Origin of the sequence: Chryseobacterium lactis, from assembly GCF_003815875.1 — a bacterium.
Classification (GTDB): domain Bacteria; phylum Bacteroidota; class Bacteroidia; order Flavobacteriales; family Weeksellaceae; genus Chryseobacterium; species Chryseobacterium lactis.
On the sequence record NZ_CP033924.1, the window covers coordinates 3545139 to 3564915 of the forward strand.

At 36.5% G+C, this 19777-nt stretch carries 18 protein-coding genes; 12 read left to right on the forward strand and 6 right to left on the reverse strand.

Annotated features, from left to right (window positions below; translation table 11 throughout):
* The first annotated feature begins 66 nt into the window (after positions 1-66).
* Together EG342_RS15665 and putP are read left to right on the forward strand one after the other, a co-directional pair.
* Positions 67-2634 (forward strand): M1 family aminopeptidase, encoded by a 2568-nt coding sequence (locus EG342_RS15665; protein WP_103294199.1) that lies wholly within the window; start codon positions 67-69, stop codon positions 2632-2634.
* 478 nt (positions 2635-3112) lie between these two features.
* Positions 3113-4609: a sodium/proline symporter PutP gene (gene putP, locus EG342_RS15670; protein WP_103294198.1), complete on the forward strand. Its 1497-nt coding sequence runs from the start codon at positions 3113-3115 to the stop codon at positions 4607-4609.
* A 90-nt stretch (positions 4610-4699) separates the two neighbouring features.
* Here the strand turns inward: putP and EG342_RS15675 are convergent, their stop codons facing one another.
* Complete coding sequence (locus tag EG342_RS15675) at positions 4700-5473, reverse strand: MBL fold metallo-hydrolase (protein WP_103294197.1); 774 nt, start codon at positions 5471-5473, stop codon at positions 4700-4702.
* A 273-nt stretch (positions 5474-5746) separates the two neighbouring features.
* Between EG342_RS15675 and EG342_RS25205 the strand changes: the two genes are divergently transcribed.
* The gene (locus tag EG342_RS25205) at positions 5747-5920 is read left to right on the forward strand and encodes a bacteriocin-like protein (RefSeq protein ID WP_164465194.1); all 174 of its coding nucleotides are present in this window, start codon (positions 5747-5749) and stop codon (positions 5918-5920) included.
* A gap of 62 nt (positions 5921-5982) precedes the next feature.
* Here EG342_RS25205 and EG342_RS15680 read toward each other — a convergent pair whose 3' ends face one another.
* Positions 5983-7128, reverse strand: a complete 1146-nt coding sequence (locus EG342_RS15680) for an MFS transporter (protein ID WP_103294196.1) — start codon at positions 7126-7128, stop codon at positions 5983-5985.
* 105 nt (positions 7129-7233) lie between these two features.
* Here EG342_RS15680 and EG342_RS15685 point away from each other — a divergent pair, with 105 nt between their 5' ends.
* From EG342_RS15685 to EG342_RS15700, 4 genes are all read left to right on the forward strand, one after another.
* Positions 7234-7590, forward strand: coding sequence for a winged helix-turn-helix transcriptional regulator (locus EG342_RS15685; RefSeq protein ID WP_103294195.1), 357 nt, complete (start codon positions 7234-7236; stop codon positions 7588-7590).
* A gap of 62 nt (positions 7591-7652) precedes the next feature.
* Positions 7653-8648: an MsnO8 family LLM class oxidoreductase gene (locus tag EG342_RS15690; protein WP_103294194.1), complete on the forward strand. Its 996-nt coding sequence runs from the start codon at positions 7653-7655 to the stop codon at positions 8646-8648.
* 54 nt (positions 8649-8702) lie between these two features.
* Positions 8703-9263, forward strand: a complete 561-nt coding sequence (locus tag EG342_RS15695; protein ID WP_103294193.1) for an AAA family ATPase — start codon at positions 8703-8705, stop codon at positions 9261-9263.
* A gap of 46 nt (positions 9264-9309) precedes the next feature.
* Entirely contained in the window at positions 9310-9867 is a 558-nt protein-coding gene (locus tag EG342_RS15700) for a DUF6624 domain-containing protein (RefSeq protein ID WP_103294192.1), read from the forward strand.
* Positions 9868-9968: 101 nt separating this feature from the next.
* Here EG342_RS15700 and EG342_RS15705 read toward each other — a convergent pair whose 3' ends face one another.
* The 4 genes from EG342_RS15705 to EG342_RS15720 all read right to left on the reverse strand — a co-directional run bounded on the left by EG342_RS15705 (position 9969) and on the right by EG342_RS15720 (position 12850).
* Positions 9969-10313: a YciI family protein gene (locus tag EG342_RS15705; RefSeq protein WP_103294191.1), complete on the reverse strand. Its 345-nt coding sequence runs from the start codon at positions 10311-10313 to the stop codon at positions 9969-9971.
* A 175-nt stretch (positions 10314-10488) separates the two neighbouring features.
* A complete protein-coding gene (locus EG342_RS15710; RefSeq protein ID WP_103294190.1) occupies positions 10489-10824 on the reverse strand; it encodes a nuclear transport factor 2-like protein in 336 nt (111 codons plus the stop codon).
* A 121-nt stretch (positions 10825-10945) separates the two neighbouring features.
* Positions 10946-11533 carry a hypothetical protein gene (locus EG342_RS15715; RefSeq protein WP_103294189.1) on the reverse strand — a complete coding sequence of 196 codons (588 nt, stop codon included), beginning with the start codon at positions 11531-11533 and terminating at the stop codon, positions 10946-10948.
* A gap of 174 nt (positions 11534-11707) precedes the next feature.
* Positions 11708-12850 (reverse strand): tetratricopeptide repeat protein, encoded by a 1143-nt coding sequence (locus EG342_RS15720; RefSeq protein WP_103294188.1) that lies wholly within the window; start codon positions 12848-12850, stop codon positions 11708-11710.
* Between the two features lie 167 nt (positions 12851-13017).
* On the opposite strand from EG342_RS15720, the gene EG342_RS15725 reads away from it, so the two are divergent.
* The 5 genes from EG342_RS15725 (at position 13018) to EG342_RS15745 (ending at position 19760) form a co-directional block, all read left to right on the forward strand.
* Entirely contained in the window at positions 13018-13521 is a 504-nt protein-coding gene (locus tag EG342_RS15725; protein WP_103294187.1) for a DinB family protein, read from the forward strand.
* Between the two features lie 80 nt (positions 13522-13601).
* Positions 13602-15371: a S41 family peptidase gene (locus tag EG342_RS15730; RefSeq protein ID WP_164465195.1), complete on the forward strand. Its 1770-nt coding sequence runs from the start codon at positions 13602-13604 to the stop codon at positions 15369-15371.
* Positions 15372-15709: 338 nt separating this feature from the next.
* The gene (tssD, locus tag EG342_RS15735) at positions 15710-16120 is read left to right on the forward strand and encodes a type VI secretion system tube protein TssD (protein ID WP_103294185.1); all 411 of its coding nucleotides are present in this window, start codon (positions 15710-15712) and stop codon (positions 16118-16120) included.
* A 215-nt stretch (positions 16121-16335) separates the two neighbouring features.
* Positions 16336-18495, forward strand: coding sequence for a type VI secretion system Vgr family protein (locus tag EG342_RS15740; RefSeq protein WP_123868114.1), 2160 nt, complete (start codon positions 16336-16338; stop codon positions 18493-18495).
* Between the two features lie 5 nt (positions 18496-18500).
* Positions 18501-19760 (forward strand): tetratricopeptide repeat protein, encoded by a 1260-nt coding sequence (locus tag EG342_RS15745; RefSeq protein ID WP_103294183.1) that lies wholly within the window; start codon positions 18501-18503, stop codon positions 19758-19760.
* The last annotated feature ends 17 nt before the right edge of the window (positions 19761-19777 follow it).

The following is a 19777-nucleotide window of genomic DNA, read 5'->3' on the forward strand; positions in this document are numbered from 1 at the left end:
AAACAAAACTCTTGCAAACGCAAGAGTTTTGTTTTACATCACAATTCCAATCCCTATATTTGATCTATGAAAAAGACAGGTCTGTTAGCAATATTTTTAGTCGTTTTTAATACCGGATATCGTGCACAAATGAAATCTTTACCAAAGATTGAATCCGGAGTATCTTACGAACTGGCTCAGTTGAGAAAGAATACAGTAAGCCAAATTAAGTACGAACTCGATTTAAAAATTCCGGAAAGTAAATCGGAAAGGATTGCCGGAACAGAAACCCTTACTTTCAATTATAAAAAACAGAATGAAGCTCCTCTTTTAATAGATTTTAAAGAAGATCCTTCCTCTTTAATGGCTATTTCTGTGAACGGACAAGTCACTAAGCCTGTCCTTGAAAACGAACATGTGGTTATCGATGCAAAATACCTGACATCCGGAGCCAATCAGATTAATATTACTTTTCTTGCCGGTAACGGAGCATTGAACAGACGTGATGGATATTTATATGCCTTATTTGTTCCGGATCGTGCCAGAACAATGTTTCCTTGTTTTGACCAGCCTAATTTAAAAGCGAATTACTCTTTAACTTTAACCATTCCTGAAAAGTGGAGTGGGATTAGCAATGGTCAATTGAAAGAAACGATTTCACAACAAGGACAAAAAACTTTGAAGTTTGCCCAGTCAGATCTGCTTCCTACGTACTTATTTTCCTTTGCAGCAGGAGACTTTAAAAACTTTACAGAGAAAATCAGCCAGCAGGATTCCAGGATTTTATACCGCGAGACTGATTCTGTGAAAATCAAAACCAGTATGGATTCTATTTTTACACTCTACCGAAATTCACTGGATTATTATGAAAAATGGACGGGAATAAAACACCCTTTCCAAAAACATGGAATGGTTGCCATTCCCGATTTCCAATTTGGAGGAATGGAGCATCCGGGAGCTATCCTTTTTCAGAATTCCACCTTATTTTTAGATAAAACTGCGACTCAAAATCAATTGAATAACCGCTCCAACCTTATTGCTCATGAAGTAGCTCATCTATGGTTTGGAGATATGGTAACCATGGATTGGTTTAATGACGTTTGGATGAAGGAAGTTTTTGCCAATTTTATGGCAGATAAAAGTACCGGAGCATCAGCGGATAAAAGTATTTATGATTTAAAATTTTTAACGACCCATTTCCCGGCTGCCTATTCTGTAGATCGTACTTCAGGAGCCAATCCCATCAGACAGATTCTGGATAATCTCCAAAATGCCGGAATGATGTATGGACCGATTATTTATAACAAAGCACCCATCATGATGCGTCAGCTGGAGCTTTTGATCGGGGAAGAGAACTTCAGGAAAGGAGTGGGTGAGTATCTTAAAAAATATGCCTACAGCAACGCAAGCTGGCCGGATCTTATTACCATTCTGGATAACAACACCTCACAGGATTTACAAAGCTGGAACAAAGTGTGGGTTAATGATCCCGGAAGACCGGTTATTGATTATGATGTAAAATATAAAGGGAATGCTATTGAACGATTTGCGATCTCACAGCATCCGGAATATGGAAAAGAACAAAAATCATGGCCACAACAATTTCAAATAAGCCTTTTTTATCCCGATAGAATTGAAAAGGTTGAGGTGAAATTATCCGGAACCCAACAGGAAGTCCCGGAATTAAAAGGAAAAGTGAAACCTCTTTTTATCTTACAGAATTCATCAGGAATCGGATATGGAGTATTTAAAACCGATAAGGTGATCATGCCTGATTTTGCATTGGTGAAAGATCCGATCAACCGGGCGAGTGCCTATATTTCTTTATATGAAAATATGCTGAGCGGATCTGGTGTTGCCCCACTGGAGGTACTACATTTTTATACTGACCAGCTTCAAAAAGAAACTACAGAGCTGAATCTTCGCTTGATTACAGGATATATTTCTGCTATCTACTGGGAATTTTTGCCAGAAAAGAAAAGACTTGAAGAGTCCGGAAGTATAGAAAGCATGCTGTGGAAAGCCCTTCAGTCTCAAACAGCAAAAAATAATAAGAAAATTCTTTTCGATAGTTATCAGGGGATTTTTCAGTCTCAACAGGCCTATGATAATCTGTATACAATCTGGAAATCTCAGACACCTCCTCAGGATGTAGCTCTCAATGACGAAGATTTCACAAATCTAGCCCTGTCTTTATCCCTTCGGAACAAAAATAATAGTCAGTTATTGCAGGAACAGTTGGCGAGAATTAAGAATCAGGATCGGGTGAATCGTTTTAAAATTATCATGAAAGCTGCTTCTTCAGATCAAAAAATACGTGACGATTTTTTCAACAGTCTTACTCAAAAAGAAAACAGAGCCAATGAATCAGCGGTGGGTGCTGCATTAAGTTATTTACACCATCCTTTAAGGCAACAGACTTCTATTCATTATCTTCCGAAAAGTTTAGATATGCTACAGGAAATCCAGAAAACAGGAGATATCTTTTTCCCGGATAACTGGCTTCGTTCTACATTCAGTAATTATCAAAATCCAAAAGCACTTGATGTGGTTAATCAGTTTTTGTCACAGCATCCTGACTATAATGCCATTCTGAAAAATAAAATTTTGCAGGCAACAGATAATCTGAAAAGGGCTCAAGTACTTGTCAAATAATGCTAATTAAGAAATCAGTCACAAAAAGAACATATTGTGATGATGAACAAATAGTTTAATAGGTAATAATTAAATGACTTAGGAAGCAGGAGCGTTAATAAAATTGAGATTGAATCCGTTAAAAAATTTCCACTGTCTGAGCATGGCTGGGATTTTGAAACGAAGAAGAATCGTTTGATTCCATGCGAGTTTGGAGATTTTAGGAGTCAATGTCAATTTTTAGCGGATGATTCCGGTCTTGAATTTGTATACTTTTTTTCAAGAAAAAGTATAGTTGGAAATGATAGCTTTTAACATATGTTTATCAACTTTGTATTTATCTCTAACGTTTGCACTTGATCCGATTTAAGTCACTTAATAATAAAAAGGAACCTGGATTAATTATCCGGATTCTTATATTTACTACCCGGCCCTTTTACTGAAACAATCCTTCCATTTTTTAAAAAATGGTTATCTTCGGCTTCATAAAAAAAATGATATGCAAGTATATGAAGGGATTTCTGTGGGGTTATATCTATTATTAATGATAGGTATAGGCATATATTCTTATAGAAAATCAACAAGTAATTCAGAAGAATTTTTAATAGGCGGAAGAAAAATGGGTCCGGCAGTAACAGCATTATCCGCGGGAGCTGCTGATATGAGTGGATGGCTGCTGATGGGAGTTCCGGGTGCAATGTATTTATCCGGTATTTCCAGTTCGTGGATTGCGATCGGATTAACAATCGGAGCTTTTCTCAATTATCTCATCGTAGCGCCAAGACTCAGAATTTATACCGAGGTTGCTCAAAATGCTATTACCTTACCCGTATTTTTCGAAAACAGATTTAAAAATAAAAACCATCTATTAAAGATCACTTCTTCTATTTTTATTCTGGTATTTTTTACCCTCTACACTTCAGCGGGAATGGTATCAGGAGGAAAGCTGTTTGAATCAGCTTTCGGAATGGATTATACGGTAGGTCTGCTGCTGACAAGTTTAGTGGTCGTTTTATATACATTCCTCGGAGGATTCCTGGCGGTAAGCCTTACGGACTTTGTACAGGGAACCATTATGGTGTTGGCACTAGTGATTGTACCCATTGTGGCGATTTCCCAAATCGGAGGCGTAGGCGAAACTCTTTCATTGATAGAAGCTAAGGATCCGAAATACCTGGATTTGTTCAGAGGAACAACGACCGTGAGTATTGTTTCTTTATTGGCATGGGGACTTGGATATTGTGGGCAACCACATATTTTAGTACGTTTTATGGCCATTGATAAGCCTAAAGATTTAGTAAAAGCAAGAAAGATAGGAATTACGTGGATGATTTTCACCGTTGCCGGGGCTTTAGCTATTGGCTTGATAGGAATTGCTTATCTGCAAAAGTTTGATGTAGCAACCATGATGAAATTTGATGGTTCAAAAACCGAGGCAGAAACTATTTTCATTTATTTCTCCCGTATATTATTTCATCCACTCATTGCAGGATTTTTATTAACGGCGATTCTTGCTGCCGTAATGAGTACTATTTCTTCCCAGTTACTGGTAACTTCCAGTTCATTAACGGAAGATATTTATAAAGCTTTTGTGAACAAAAAAGCAACCTCAAAACAATTACTGATTGCCAGCAGACTTTCTGTTTTATTAGTCGCTGTTATTGCCGTTTTATTGTCATTGAATCCTAAAGACAGTATTCTTAATCTCGTAGGAAATGCATGGGCAGGTTTCGGTTCTGCATTCGGGCCATTGATTCTTCTCTCTCTTTTATGGAAAAAAACCACATGGCAGGGAGGCCTTGCAGGAATGCTGGTCGGTGGAATAACAGTTCTGGCCTGGGTATATCTTCAGCATCCGTTAAAAGACTGGTACGAGATCATTCCGGGATTCGTGTTTTCTCTTTTAACCAATATTATAGTTTCATCATTCACTTATAAATCTGATGCGGTTATTGAAAGTGAATTTGATGAGATGAATAAGATTATGAGGGAATAATAATGAAGTAATTCTTATTGAATAAATAATATAAAAATAAACCCTTGCAACAAGCGAGGGTTTTGTTTTTATATTCAAATATTTTCGGCATTATGTAAGTTGGTAGGCGGTATATCTCAAAAATTCTTCCCGGTCATGATATCCGAAAACTTCTATTTCCGGGTGATCATTGATGAATTTTTTTATTTTTTCCATAGATTCCAGGCGTTTTGTGTTATCATCTGCTCGTGCAGCTGCAAGTTCTCCTGCAGGATGCTGGCTGTCTTCCAGTTCAGCTCTTAGATAGTAGGCATCTCCCACATATAGTATCCATTTTCCTTCCCATTGGATGGCGATTCCGCAATGTCCCAAAGTATGTCCAAATAAAGGAATTAGTAAGATTTCTGTTTGTAATGAAGTTCTTATTTTTCGGGCTTCAAAGCCAAACCATTCTTGATCTGAAACCAAATATTCGGTAATAAGAGGTTTGTGCGCCAGATGTTTTTCAAGATAACGAGGATTTTCGCTGTAAAAATTGATCAATTCTTCTGATGAAACATGTACTCTTGCTTCAGGAAAATCTGCCAGTCCGCCGGTGTGATCAGGATCCAGATGGCTTAAAACACAATCCTTCACCTGGGCAGGGTTCAACCCAAGTTTTTCAATTTGACGAAAAGCTGTTAGCTCCATATTCAATTGAAAACCTACGGCTTCAATCAATTCTGTACCAAGCCTTTCATTGGGGTATTCCACATCCTGAATGCCTAATCCGGTATCGATCAGCAGCAATTTGTCATCCTCCTGTATCAGCAGACAATGGCCAATAACATCATCATTCATAGGTATTGTAATTTTTACACAGTTGATATGGTGTATTTTCTTCATATTTTTATGAATATTTTAGTTATGAAAATATCTGTTACAAATTACAAAATGTAGATTAAATAGAGTCCTGTTATCAAGCTTTTTGCTATTCAAATATCCTATTTTACAGGCTTTTTCGTTTTTAAAAATAATAAGATTTAATGCTGCTTTTATCAATGATTTCGAATAATAAATGTGAAAATTTGTTAAAGTTCGCGGATTTTATAGTACAGATCCTTAGTTGTCTTATTTTTTCATTTAAATTGTGGACTACAAACTAATACCTAATCTATTATGAAAAATTTAAAGAGAATCAACAGAGAAAATTTAAAATCAATTAGCGGAGGACGTCCGCCAGCAGGTAGCGATTGTGAAGCTTGTGGTTGCCCTGCCGGAACAACCGTATGTTATTACAAAAACGGAAATGGCGGCGGAGGTGGCTGTGGCGACGTTCAGTGTGTTAGATAAGACTATTAATCCTTCCCGTAACGGAAGGATTTTTTTATAAATTTATTCATAAGATCAGAATCTTATTTTATCTCCAGCCTGCTGCGAAGCAAAAGTATAATCAATGCAGCTATTATACCGATTATACTTGACCAGACCACATTTTCAATGCCATAATGAGCAATCCAGAATCCTCCAAACAGAGCTCCTGCCGTCACCGCAAAATTTCCACAAGAAGTAAAAATACTGTTGATGAATTCTGAAGAATCTGATACAGAAGAGGTAACATTAATGTTGCTGATCAAAAAACCTCCGGAATGTATAAGTCCCCAAAAACCGGTAATCCATATCATGGGAAACAGAGAACTTCCATAAAAATAGATCAATACATGAATGAAAGATAATGTCATAAGAAAAATAAAAGTTGTCCAAAACGGAAACCTGCTCATGTATTTTCCTGCAATTTTATTTCCCAAAATACCTATCGTACCAAACATGAATAACATTAAACTAATCTGCTTACCATCCATTCGAGTTACTTTCTTTAAAAAATCAGCCATATAACCATAAGTAGAATACATAGAAGCAATAGTAAAAAAGGCAAGAAATAAGTTGAACCATAGAATTTTATGACGAAATATTCGGATGTTAAAAGCAACTCGGGGTTCGTTTACTTTTTCAATAACCGGTAAAAAGACCTGAACTCCTATTAATGCTACAATATTGATAAAGGCAGTAAGAAGAAAAGATGCCTGCCAGGAAAATACATCAGACATCAATGTTGCAAGCGGGACTCCCAAAACAGTGGCTAGGGTAAGCCCTGAAAAAATAATACTGATGGCTTTTGACTTATCTTCGGGCTTAGAAGTTTTTTCAGCAATAGATAAAGCAATAGACCAATACACCGGATGAAAAAATGCAGGAATCATTCTAACAATCAGCAACAGATAAAACTGGTTAATATAGGCAGAGACAATATTTGCTATAACAAAGATCAGCAGTGAAACAATCAGTAGATTTTTCTTTTTAAAAGATGAAAATAAAATCACCATAAATGGCCCGAATAGAGCAACTATCAAGGCAAAAGCGCTTAAAAGCCATCCTGCTTTTTCAATACTGATGTGAAAAGAGGAAGCAATTTCCGGTAATACTCCAATCACTCCGAATTCCGTGGTGGTAATTCCAAAAACACCTAAAGCCAATACATACAGATTTCTGTTCAGATTCATAATTTTTTTGTGCAAATTTGCAAAATGAACTATCAGAAAGCGATATACTTACCTTTTGGTTCTATACTTACTTTTTTGAAAGTGCAATACTAAAAAATTAAGATTATGCCTCAGTTTTTTCACGATAAAAGACTTTATTATACCCCTATTGAATTTGGATTAAGCCATATCGGTGGGACCTGGAAAATGCCTATTTTATGGAGATTACAAGAAAAGCCCTTGCGTTTTAGCGAGTTGAAAAAGGATATTCCTCATATCACCGATAAAATGCTGACCAGCCAACTCCGTGAACTGGAAAGCAAGGAAATGATCCACCGTGAAGTGTTTCCCGTCGTTCCTCCAAAAGTAGAATATAGCCTTACTGAAAAAGGGAAAAAATCAATACCTGTCATAGAGACAATTATGCAATTCGGGTATGATCTGATGAAAGATGAAGGAATTGTTTTTCCGCCCAAAGAATAAGATCAATTTAAATCTTGATTCAAAGGTTTTTTATACCTTCACCATAAAATTCATAGCAAAATATGAAGCTGAAATTGGGTATTTTAGACCAGTCTCCGGTTACAAAAGGAGAGCCTGCGACAACGGGATTAACGAATAGTATCCGTCTCGCTCTGTTGGCTGAAGAAACAGGATTTCATAGCCTTATGTATTCCGAACATCATGGAGTGGAGGCGTACGGAAGTTCAAGTCCGGAACTTTTAGCCACTACTGTTTTAAGCAAAACAAAACGAATAAATGTTGGAACAGCCGGGATTATGATGAGAAACTATTCTGCCTATAAAATTGCAGAATGGACCAAATTTCTGGGTGCCCTTTATCCTGGACGTTTTATACTTGGGTTGGGAAAAGCACCGGGTGGATTAAAAGATGCTGTCATGGCGCTCAATAATCATAAGCCGGTCATTTTATCCAATATGGAAACAAAATTGGAGGAGATTATTCAATATATAAAAGAAGAAAAAGGGATATACGAAGGACTGATTGCACAACCTTCTCATTTGCAAGCCGTACCGGAAATTGTCTGGTTAGGTTCTGGGATGACATCCGCAAAAGAAGCTGCTAAGCATGGAGTTGGGTATTCTTTTGCAGCCTTTATGAACAGTGATAGCGGATCGGAAAATACAGAAGCTTATCTGAAAGAATTCGATCACACCCAATATACTTCGGCATCATCTTTACAAGTTGCTGTTGCAGTATCTGTTGCAGATACTCTTAAAGAAGCCCGCTATAATGCCTATGGAATGGCTTATCAGTTTTTGCAGTCACGGCAGTTGATAAACCCTGAGGCGCTTCATTCTTCTGAAATAGTGGAACGAAAAATTGCAGGAAGTGAGATGGAAGACGAGTTTTTTACTATCTTAGACAGGATTATCATTGAAACTCCTCAATCTATTTCTCAAAGATTACAACATGTTTCAGAACATTACGATACCGATGATATTCTGATCCTATCCAATATGCACAAGGAAGAAAACCGCATTAATACCTATAAACATATCATTAAAAATAATCAGTAACCTTAAAGAATAGGACGTTCTATGGGTTATTAATTTTAAAAAATATAAAACCTGATGGAACCGAATAGTTCAAATTTATACATTATCACCGGAGGACCTGGTTCCGGAAAAACAACCTTGCTGGAGGAATTAAGTAAGGAGAATTTTATCACCGCTCCTGAAGAAGGGCGACGAATTATTAAAGAACAGCTTATCAGTCATGGAACCGGCCTGCCATGGATCGACAGAAAATATTTTGCAGAGCTGATGTTTGAAGCATCTTTAAAAACCTATGAAAAAATGCGCTCAATTTCAGCTGCGGAAGCGATTTTCTTTGATCGTGGAATACTAGATACCCTCGGATATCTTAAACTTGAAAACATTCTGGTTCCTGAGGAAATGGAAATAAAAGCAAAGGAACTGATCTATCAAAAGAACGTTTTTATTCTCCCGCCATGGAAAGAAATTTATCAAAATGATGAGGAAAGAAAACAAACTTTTGAAGTAGCCATTGCTACTTTTGAGTGTATGAAGGAAATTTATCTTGAATATGGCTATCATGTAATTGAAGTCCCGAAAATTACAGCAGAAGAAAGGACCCAATTTATCATGGAATTCATTAAAAGAAAATCATAAATTGCTTATCTTACTATTCATTAAAATAAAGTTATGAATTTTAGAAATGAATAAACGATTTAAAAAAGAAATTATAGAGCTTGCCGATAAAGATCTTTTGGTAAGGGAAAATCTGGCTGCTCAGGGGAAATTGTCAGGCGGATATCACCCCGAAATGGAAAAGGTCCACAAGGAAAATGCCCAACGGCTGCGTGAAATTATAGCAGAAATCGGATTTCCGACCATCTCAAAAGTTGGTAAAAAAGCTAGTGATGCAGCATGGCTGATTATCCAGCATGCGATCGGAGAGCCGGAGTTTATGAAAGACTGTTACCAGATGATGGATGCCAATGAAAATGATATCAATCCTACCAATAAAGCCTATTTATACGACCGTATTCAGGTGTTTCAAAGCAAGCCGCAAAAATTTGGTACACAACTTACTGCTGACGGAATTTATCCGGTAGAAAATAAAGAAAGGCTCAACGCGGAACGACTAAAAGTATATCTTCCACCATTATCAGCAGAAGAAATTAACAAAATTCATGATTCTAAAGATATTCCTGAAATCGATAGCAGAGATCAGGAATATAATGATTGGAGGAAAAAGGTAGGATGGATTTGACGGATCTTTTCAGAACTTTCTCAATTCTTTATTTCAGCAAAATTGAAATAATCAATCCCGACAAATATAGTTGGATCCTGCAAAGTGCAAAAAAGTTCCGATTATTCTTTCATCTTCATCACTTCCCGGATTTCAATATTTCCACCCATCTTAAAAATAGGATTTCCTTTGGCCATTTCTACAACCTCGTCAATAGATTCGGCTCTTACGATAATATACCCACTGATAAACTCCTTGATTTCCGTATACGGTCCGTCGGTAACAATATTGTTGGGTTTTACAGTTTTAGCCGCACCGGTACCCGGTAAGAGAGTATTTCCTTTATCTACAAGTTTGTTTTGGGCAGCAATGCTTCCCAGCCAGTTCAAACGCTCCTGAATCTGTTCCGGTGAAGGCTTAAAATCTGAAATATCTTTCAATCTGAAGATTAATGTAAATTCTTTCATTGTAAATTTTTTTTATTTCCCTTAATGACGATTAAGAAGATAAAATAAGGACAAACTTATTTAAATCTCAGATTAAAATGAAAGAAAATTCTTTTATTAAACTCTCAAACCGGTTAAGTTTTTTATAGCAGGTCATTATAATTTTCCAGATCAAGGAGTAATATAATGAGAAAAATTAATTATTTAATAATGGTCTTGGGTCAAACAGAACTTTAAATGAATGAATTTTTCCTTCAATAACCTCATACCATCCGGAGGATAATATTGTTTTTTCACCCATATCAATATTGTACCAGATGCAAACATCTTCGCCGGATGTAAAAGTTTTAAGAATCTGATATTTGAATTTCATCTTCTTCATATCTGTAATGTAGACCGAAGCTTTTTCTCTGGTTCCTAATACTCCAATGAATTTAAAATCAGGATCAAGACAACTTTCTGCCTTATCAAAATCTTCTTCATTTAAATAATGAATAAACTGTTCAGCTACATTTGGATTAGTATTGCTCATAAATATTGTTTTTTTATTGATACAAAATTAACAGATCAAAAGCGAATCTTCTTGTGACGATGGTCACAAAAAGTAGTGAATATCATTTTTAAACATGGAAAATAAGAATTGTTCAACTGGTTTAAAGGTTGTTTAGCTTTTGAAGCGCATCTACCAGGCATGTCCATTGTGATTGACTAAGACTTTTCTTAATTGTAGCCATAATAGTCTGAACCGTTTTGACACTTATTAACATGGTTATAGTTTTGGCCATTTTAGAAATAATATCAGTAGTGGCTCCATTCGATATTAATTGATCAAGAACATTTAACATAGGTTGAAAGCTTGATATAATGGAAGCGATAATTTGATTGATCGTATCAATGGTCGTAGAATTTATGCCTGCTAAACAAGTATTCAAATCACTGACAATACTCAACAGTTTTAAGGATGTGTCAATTGGTATCAGGTTGAAAAGTCCCAGATCTTGAAGGACAGATATTAAATCAACAGGTCCGTTTACATATTGAGAGGTATTAACAGACATCGAAGTTTGGTAAAGATTGCCAACCGGATGTCTGAGAGTATTGATCGAAGGAAGATGCTCTTTCTCTATTGTATTTTCATAGATATTGCTCCTTTCTGTAGCGATCATATTCTTTCCAAAAGAAAAAGAGAAAATGCATAATGCAGCCAGGAAATAGATTTTGGTAATTAAGTTTGTTTTCATAAGGTTTATGGTTTTTTTGTGGATTTAATTCGAAACATAATTTCATATAAATGATCATTTTGTTATGATAAATATTTATAAAAAATAATATGATTAAATTTAATTTAAATATAATAAATTTTTATGTGGAAAAATAAAATATTATTACTCCTGTCCGAAAACCAAATTTGATATCTATTTTATTCCTGTTAAGGCAGCAATTCTACTCTTTGCATACTCAATCTGTTCTTTTTCTTTTTTCAGATCAGGTTTGTTTTTAAGATACATTTGATAGTACGTAACTGCATTTTTAGCCTGCTTAAGATGAAGATCGTAGAGAAGTCCCAAACGGTAATATATCATATTGTTATTGGCAAATGTTAATCCTCTTTTATAAGTTGTTGCAGCATCATTATATTGATTTTTTGCTTCGTAAATACTTGCCAACGCTGCATAATAAATTGGTGTATGCTCTGAAATAGCTTCGTCGATAGTCTTTTGAGCATATACCGCAGCATTGTTATAATCTTTCAATTCACGGTAACTCAATGTCATATAATACAAAGTGCCTTCATTCTGAATACCCAGCACTTCCAATGCTTTATAAAGATCGATGCATTTCTGATAGTCTTTCACATAGAAATAAGCCTGGCCCAGATCGTTCATAACATTAGCATCTGCCCGGTTTTTCAAAAGCTTTTCGCCCGTTTCAATCACTTCCTGATATTTACCTAATTGATTCGACAGTGGCAACTGAGCCTGTTGAAGGGTAAAGTTTTCCGTATCGGCAGCAATTGCTGTTTTTAAAATATCATAAGCCTGCTGATACTGTTTGAGTTCACGATAGACCATGGATAGATCATAAGCCACATCAGGGTCGGTCGGATTAAGAGTGTTGGCTTTTTTAAGGTATTTCAGCTTGCTGTCCGGTGTATCTTCATAAGCTGCCATTTGCTTATAAGCACTGAAGTTAAGGCTATCCAGCTCAATAATTCTTTGGAGATAAGATTTTGCCTGCGATGCATTGCCTCTTCTGGAATTAATACTCGTCAAGCTGAATAAAACTGGCAGATTATCAGGCTGAATGGCATAAACCTTTAGATAACTTTTTTCTGCTTCCGATAATTTTCCGGCCATCATATTGCAGTAGGCGATTTGAGTTAATGCCTTCAGGTCCTGTGTATTGTCAGGATATATACTTTGAAGATATTGGGCTGCATCTGCATAGCGTTGTGTTTCATAAAATCCAAGCAGCTTTTCAGTGTCGATTTTTACGCCTTGTGCAGAGATATTAATGAGCCCGAGCAAAATAATGCTCAAAGAAATCCAGATTTTCATGGTTATGTTTTTTTAACTAAAATATCAGATATTTACTAAGTCTGCAAATATTATTGCTACTGATCACTGTCTTTTTTTATCTCTATATGGTAGTACGACTTTTCTTTCAGGATTTCCTATATTCACAATATTGAATTTGATCTTCGTGGATTCAAAAAATAGACAACATGGAAATAAAATCTGCAGCCTCATTCATCGACTATTATGAGAAAATAAGGGCAAGAACCAATCGCTTAATAGAAATTGTTCCACCCGAATATCTGGATTTTTCGTATAAACCCGGAAAATTTACGATTGGTGATCAAATCAGGCATATTGCGGCAATTGAGCGATATATGTATGGAGAAACTATTTCAGGAAGGAAGAGTGCCTACCCGGGATGTGGTAAAGAATTAGCAGATGGATACGAAAATATTGTACAATATTTCAATGAAATGCACCGGCAGACTATAGAAATCATTAGTGGTCTGTCTGATGAAGATCTTAACCTTAAATGCCTTACTCCCGCCAACAGTGAGATTTCAGTCTGGAAATGGCTTCGGGCAATGGTAGAACATGAGATCCACCATCGGGCCGAAATATATATTTACCTGAACCTTTTAGATATAAAAACACCGCAGATTTTTGGGTTCTCAGCAGAAGAGGTTCAGGATCTTAGTGTCAAGTTATGATTTGGTTAAAAAAAACAATTATTTTTAACAATTTAGTGGATAAAGTTAATTTGTATATTAGCTTTTCAAAAAAAATAATAATGACCAAAGCCCTTTTGATCCCTCTTTTATTGGTAATCAATTCAGCATATGCACAAACGTACTCCGATCTAAAACAAGGAGACACTTTAAAATATACTCCCCAATCCAAAAAGCCCGGCTGGATTTCAGTTCAGTCCGGCGATGCTAATCTTGCGGTATCGATGTCTGTTGACGGAAAGAAAGCAAAAGAACAGGACGATTCCCGAGGAATTAAAAGCGTTGAACGATTATATTTTACCCCGGAAAAAGGTAAAAAGTATGAACTTAAAATCTGGGCAAAATCTTATGTCGAAAAAAGTAAAACAGCTAAAGTTTCAATTACGGAATCCGGAAGTTTACCTGTTTTAAGTGATAAGCTAAGTTCTGATGAACTTTTAGAAGATCTTCATGTTTTCCGTACTATCAGGGAACAGGCCAATTCAGGATTGTTTGTTTACAGAACTAAAAAACAAATAGACAGCATTTACAATTGGGCAGAAGCAGAGGTAAAAAATACAACAAACCTGTTCAATTTCTATAAAGTGATTGCTAAACTTACTGATTTTGAAGGAAGTTGCCACAACTTTACCCATCTTCCGAATGATGCCTCTTATTATTTGCCTCAAAAGCTGGAGTATCTGCCTATTACTCTAAAGAATATTGATGGGCGTTTGTTGCAGAATTCAAAGAATGTTGCCATTCCGCTGGGTGCTGAAATTTTGTCTGTTAACGATATTCCTGCCAGAGAAATCATCAGCCGGTTTTCTCAATATTATTTCTCCGACGGCTTTTCCAGGCCATATAAAGAAACTGCAGGATTTGAAAAAGGAATGCTGGATAAATTTTATATTGAATTCGGAACTCATAAAAATTATATCATCACCTATCAAATAAATAATCAGAAACACCAGGTTACTTTACCGGGAATATCATTTGAAAATTCTAAAAAACTTCAGGAATCACGATATTCTGTTGCCTCCAAAAAAGTGTTTTCCGAAAAATATAGCCTTGACAAGGTAGGTGAGGGTATGTACCGCTTGACGATAAGATCTTTTGATTTTGCAACCGGAACGGAAGACCCTGCATATAAAAAGTTCAGTGATTTTCTTGATCACATGATACAGACCTTAGACGAAGAAAAAATACAACATCTTATCATTGACCTGCGGGGAAATCCTGGCGGAACCGGAGAGTTGTATGAAAAAGTATTCACTTATCTTACCCAAAGACCTTTTCGTGACAGTCATTACGCTTATTCTAAATTTAACGTAGTGCCCATGGCAGAAAGGCTGGTGATTACACCTCTTTTCCTATCCAACGGAGTTACAGACAAAAATGGGCTAAATGCATATTTGAAAGAACAATATCCCAAGGAGGCTCAGGGAAAATTTTACTGGGCGGATGATAAAAATTCTTTAATTCTACCCAATAATAAAACTTTTAAAGGACAACTCTATCTGTTTGCCGATGAAAATGTGGCCTCTGCAGGTTCCCATCTGGCATCTTTAATAAAATCATACACCAATGCTATTGTCATAGGAAAAGAGACTGTTGGGGGATATTATGAACATAACGGACATTTTCCGGTTGTTTATGAGCTTCCCAATACCAGAATTCAGACCGGGTTTTCAATTGTACATGTGATTCAGGATGCTCAGCAACTTTCCGATCAGAAAAGAGGTCAGGGAATTATTCCAAACATTAAAATTCAGCAAACGGATCAGGAATTTTTGGATCAAACGGATGTTTATCTGAAAAAATTAGCAGAAATTCGAAAAGAAAAATCATAAATAAAAAACAGCCGTAAATAATTAATTTACGGCTGCTTTTTTTGTGGCTGGAATTTACAGCATATAGATCAAAAAGTTGTATTTCTTTTTTATTATTTCTCGATTAAGTGTAAAATCTATTTTTAATGTAAAATGTATTGTTTAATATAATTAGTTGTTATAGAGGTTTTTATCTTCTGTTTTAAATCAAAAAAAATGGAAATATTTTTGAAAAGTCGTAGAATTACTACAAATTTTCAGATTGATGCCTGAATATTTTTTGAATACAAATAACCGTTTTATCTTTGTGATACAATCACCAATCACCGAATATTATTAATGATTAAAATGTACTAATCATGGCTGAAAAAAACTCGAGAGCAATCTTAAAATTCAATGGAGGAGAAGGACAAAAGTTATTAAAACTCAACTATCATGTATCCAGATCTATAGATGTATCTGGACGTGTAGCATCAGATCCTTCCAACGCACTGATCAAACTGACAGTAGAAGCTACTGAAAAGTCTGATATTCTTGAAAGCCTGTTGAACGGAAAATATAAACCGACAAACGGAGAGATTACATTCAACAAATCCCATGAAGAAGGAACTTTGATTACTTTAAACTGGGAAAACGGATATGTAATTCAGCATGAAGTTGAATTTGAAGCCATAGACAGCAACAATATGCTCATCAGCTTTGTTGTCAGCGCTGAGAAGATCGACTATGGAAATTCCGCCTACGATGGAATATGGCCGGCAGCTAACTAATATTTAATCACCCGTAGATAGTAACCATACAGAATAGCCATCAACTTACAGACTATTCTGCCTTTCTATTTACCGATTACAGTATCATTTGTTTTGAATTGATTATCTGCATTTCATTGTGCTGAATATGCCGGTAAAGAAGATTTATCTGAACTTTTTTCAGATGAATTTTTAGGACATTATATACAACACCAACTCATCAAAATAATAACGTTATGTTTCAGGATGATCAATCCCCGAAAATCCCTGTTTCCAAAACTGAAATTCCAGCTGCAACTAAAATGCAGGAAACCATAAAGGGTGAAGCTATCAATAAGGCTACCCGTGAAATACAGGAGAAATCCAGTGGAACAGTAAAAAAAACTACCGAGAAAATGGCTCAGGCTCAGGCCTACACCGGCATGGTGCAAAGTACCTCTCAGATGTTTATGAATCAGGTTAAGCAGCCGAATCCACCCACTTTGGTAGAAGATAAAGTATGGTCTAAACAGCCTACATCAGGAATATACAATGCGAGTACAATTCCCGGAAACCAGATGTTGGGAATCAATCGTGTCGTAAAGCTTGAAGTTGTAATTGACGGAAAAGTTATCAAACATTTTAAACATTTTAAATTAAAACAGAGCGCTGTCAAACATCATGAATTTGATCTGATGTTGGCTCATGATACCTTAGGAAGTTCTGAAAACCATAATCTGGAAGAAGCTCAGAATTTTCTTGGAAAACGAATCACCGTCATATTCAGGTACAAAGATGTTGAAGACGGACCTGAAAGAAACTTCGTAGGAGTCATTACTGAAGTAGGTTTCAGCCAGGAAAAAGGAAGTCTTGGAAATATTGTGCTTACGGGATCAAGTCCTACAGTTCTTCTGGATGCGGCACCTCACATTCAAAGTTTTGGCGGTGGGCAGGAAATAAGTCTGAACAGTATTGCCGATCAGGTGATTAAAGAAGGATTAGGACAAAGTTCATTTGATTTCAGAGTAGATGCAGGGCATGGAAATATCTCTTACAGTTCTCAGTACGAAGAAACGCATTACAATTATCTGGCTAGAATTGCCGAAGCATATGGCGAGCAGTTCTACTATGACGGTGAGGTTCTTCACTTCGGAAAACTTCCGCCGCAGGAAAAACCTGTGAAGTTAACGTACGGCAGCAGTGTAAGTGACGTGAAAATAAGAATGAAGGCTCAACATGTTAATCCAACATTTTATGGCTACAACAGCAGTAAAAATGAAAAATTAACAACAGGAAATTCAAAGATCAATCATACTTCGGATATTGCCAAACGAGCTTATGAAATTTCAGAGAAAACCTTTACCACACCTTCTTTAAGAGTTGCTCCCATAAAAGCAGTTTCTTTCATGGATGTCGAAAATTCTCAGAAAGGTACAGCTGGAAGTAAAGCTTCACAAGTATTTGTAATTTCCGGAACAACAACAGTTCCGTTTCTTTATCCCGGCTGTATCGCTGATATTGAAATGCGAAAAGCGGAAAGCAATGAAACGACCTATTTCACCAAGCTAATGATCACAGATATGTATCATGAAGTGGATGCCCGGGGATATTATTCAGGGACATTTGATGCCATTGCTTCCGATACGGGATTTATTCCACGTCCGGAATTTCAGACTCCGAAAGCAGATGCTCAGTTTGCTAAAGTTATTTCCAATACAGATCCGTTAAATCAGGGAAGAGTGAAAGTACAGTTTGACTGGCAAAATGGTTCTACCACCACAGAATATATCCGCGTGATGACTCCGGACGGAGGAGGAAGTGAAAAAGTAAGTAAAAACCGTGGGTTTATGGCGATTCCGGAAGTTGGAGATCAGGTAGTTGTGAATTTTGCCCATCAGCATCCGGACCGGCCTTTTGTAATGGGAGGAATGTTCCATGGCGGAGTAGGCGGAGGCGGAGGCTCAGGAAATAATATTAAAAGCTTAAGCAGTAAAAGCGGTCACACGGTAAGTCTTGACGACGGAGGTGGAATTACGGTGAAAGATAAAGATCAAAACTCTGTTTTCCTTGATGGCGCAGGAAATATAAATATAGAAAGTAAAATTACCATCACTCTGACCTGTGGACAAAGTTCTGTTTTCATGGATAAAGATGGAAATATTCAGATTAAAGGAAAAGAAATATTAGTACAGGGCGAAAATATTGGTGTTGGAGGAACTACAAGTGTTGGAATTGGCGTAGGGCCGGAAGACGGAGATCCTACTTCAGGAATCGGAATTAAATCTGAAACACTGGATGTTGGAACAAAGACACTTTCAATGGGCGCCGAAACCGAAGCGAACCTGAGTGGTAAAAAGATCAATATAGGAGGTGGAAGCGAGACCAATATCGTAAGTGGAACTGTAAAACTGAATTAAAACTGATGAACCCGGTAGATTTGGAGTTAGTAAAGTTAAAAAGACAATGGAAAAAAGTTGTTTCAAAGAATGAAGAAAAGCCGATGCTGATCTGCACAGGAGAACAACACGAAACCGATCTCTTTGATGGATTTTTAAAATCAAGATTATCTGAAGATGAAGGAGGTGAAGATGTTTTTCTGCTTCATTATCAGGAATTCAATGGCATGAGTTCTTTCGGTCAGACTTTATGGGACGAATGGAAAGAGTTTTATGAGATGCTTGAAAAAAGCGAAGATAATATTCCTGAATGGAAGCTGAAAACTCCGGATCAGACTTTTAAAACAGATGCGTACAAGGCCTTTTATCCTTTGCTGGAATTAAAGAAAAAGTTTCCCAACATCAGGGATGCTAAAATCTATCTTTACATTTCCCCGGTGAGAATCAGTGATATTGAAGAGCTTTCTTTATGGGTAAAAGAATGGTGTCACCTCAGCACAATGTCAGAAAATAAAGATATTAAACTGGTGTGGGCGGAACATCACACCCATAAAACACTACCTCAAAACTCATGGGCACATACTTTCAGGGTTGAAGTGGATATTCACCAGCTGATGCAGAATACGGCAGCTCATACCAATAGAAAGAAAAACAGTGCAGATACAGATTTTCAGCAGCAGATTCTTACTGCCAGCAACCATTTAAGCAAAGGAAGGTTTAAGGAAGCAGAAAATGCTTTGAGAACTGCTGTAAAATTAGCCAAAGAACAAAAAAATAAGCAAGCCGAGATCTCTGCCTATTTTATGCTTACACAAGCTTATAACGCAGATAAGAAAAAAGATAAAGCAGAAGATACTTACAGAATCATATTTGAAGAAGTAGAGCCCGATTCGCCTTTGGAAGTTCAGATGTACATGAATTACGGAAGTTCTTTACTAGGGAATTCAAAAAAGGCTAAGGCAGAAAAAGCTTTTGAAAAAGCTGCACAAGTAGCAGAAAAAATAGGCGAATATGCCATGGCAATTGAATGTTACAGAATCATCGGAACCCTGAATGATACGATTCTGACAAAAGATAAAATGATAAGGTATTTTGAAAAGTGTCTGGAAATAGCAAGGTTGATGGAACCTGCAGCAAAAGAGCAGAGCAGCTTACGATTTGTAGCTTCAATGCTGTTTCTTACCTATGAAGGAGACAACGAAAAGAAAACCGGACTGGATAAGGAAATGAAAAATTATTTTGGTGATGACTGGAAGGTGAGCGTAGAAAGACCAAAAGCAGGTTAATCTCAAATTAAAGTATC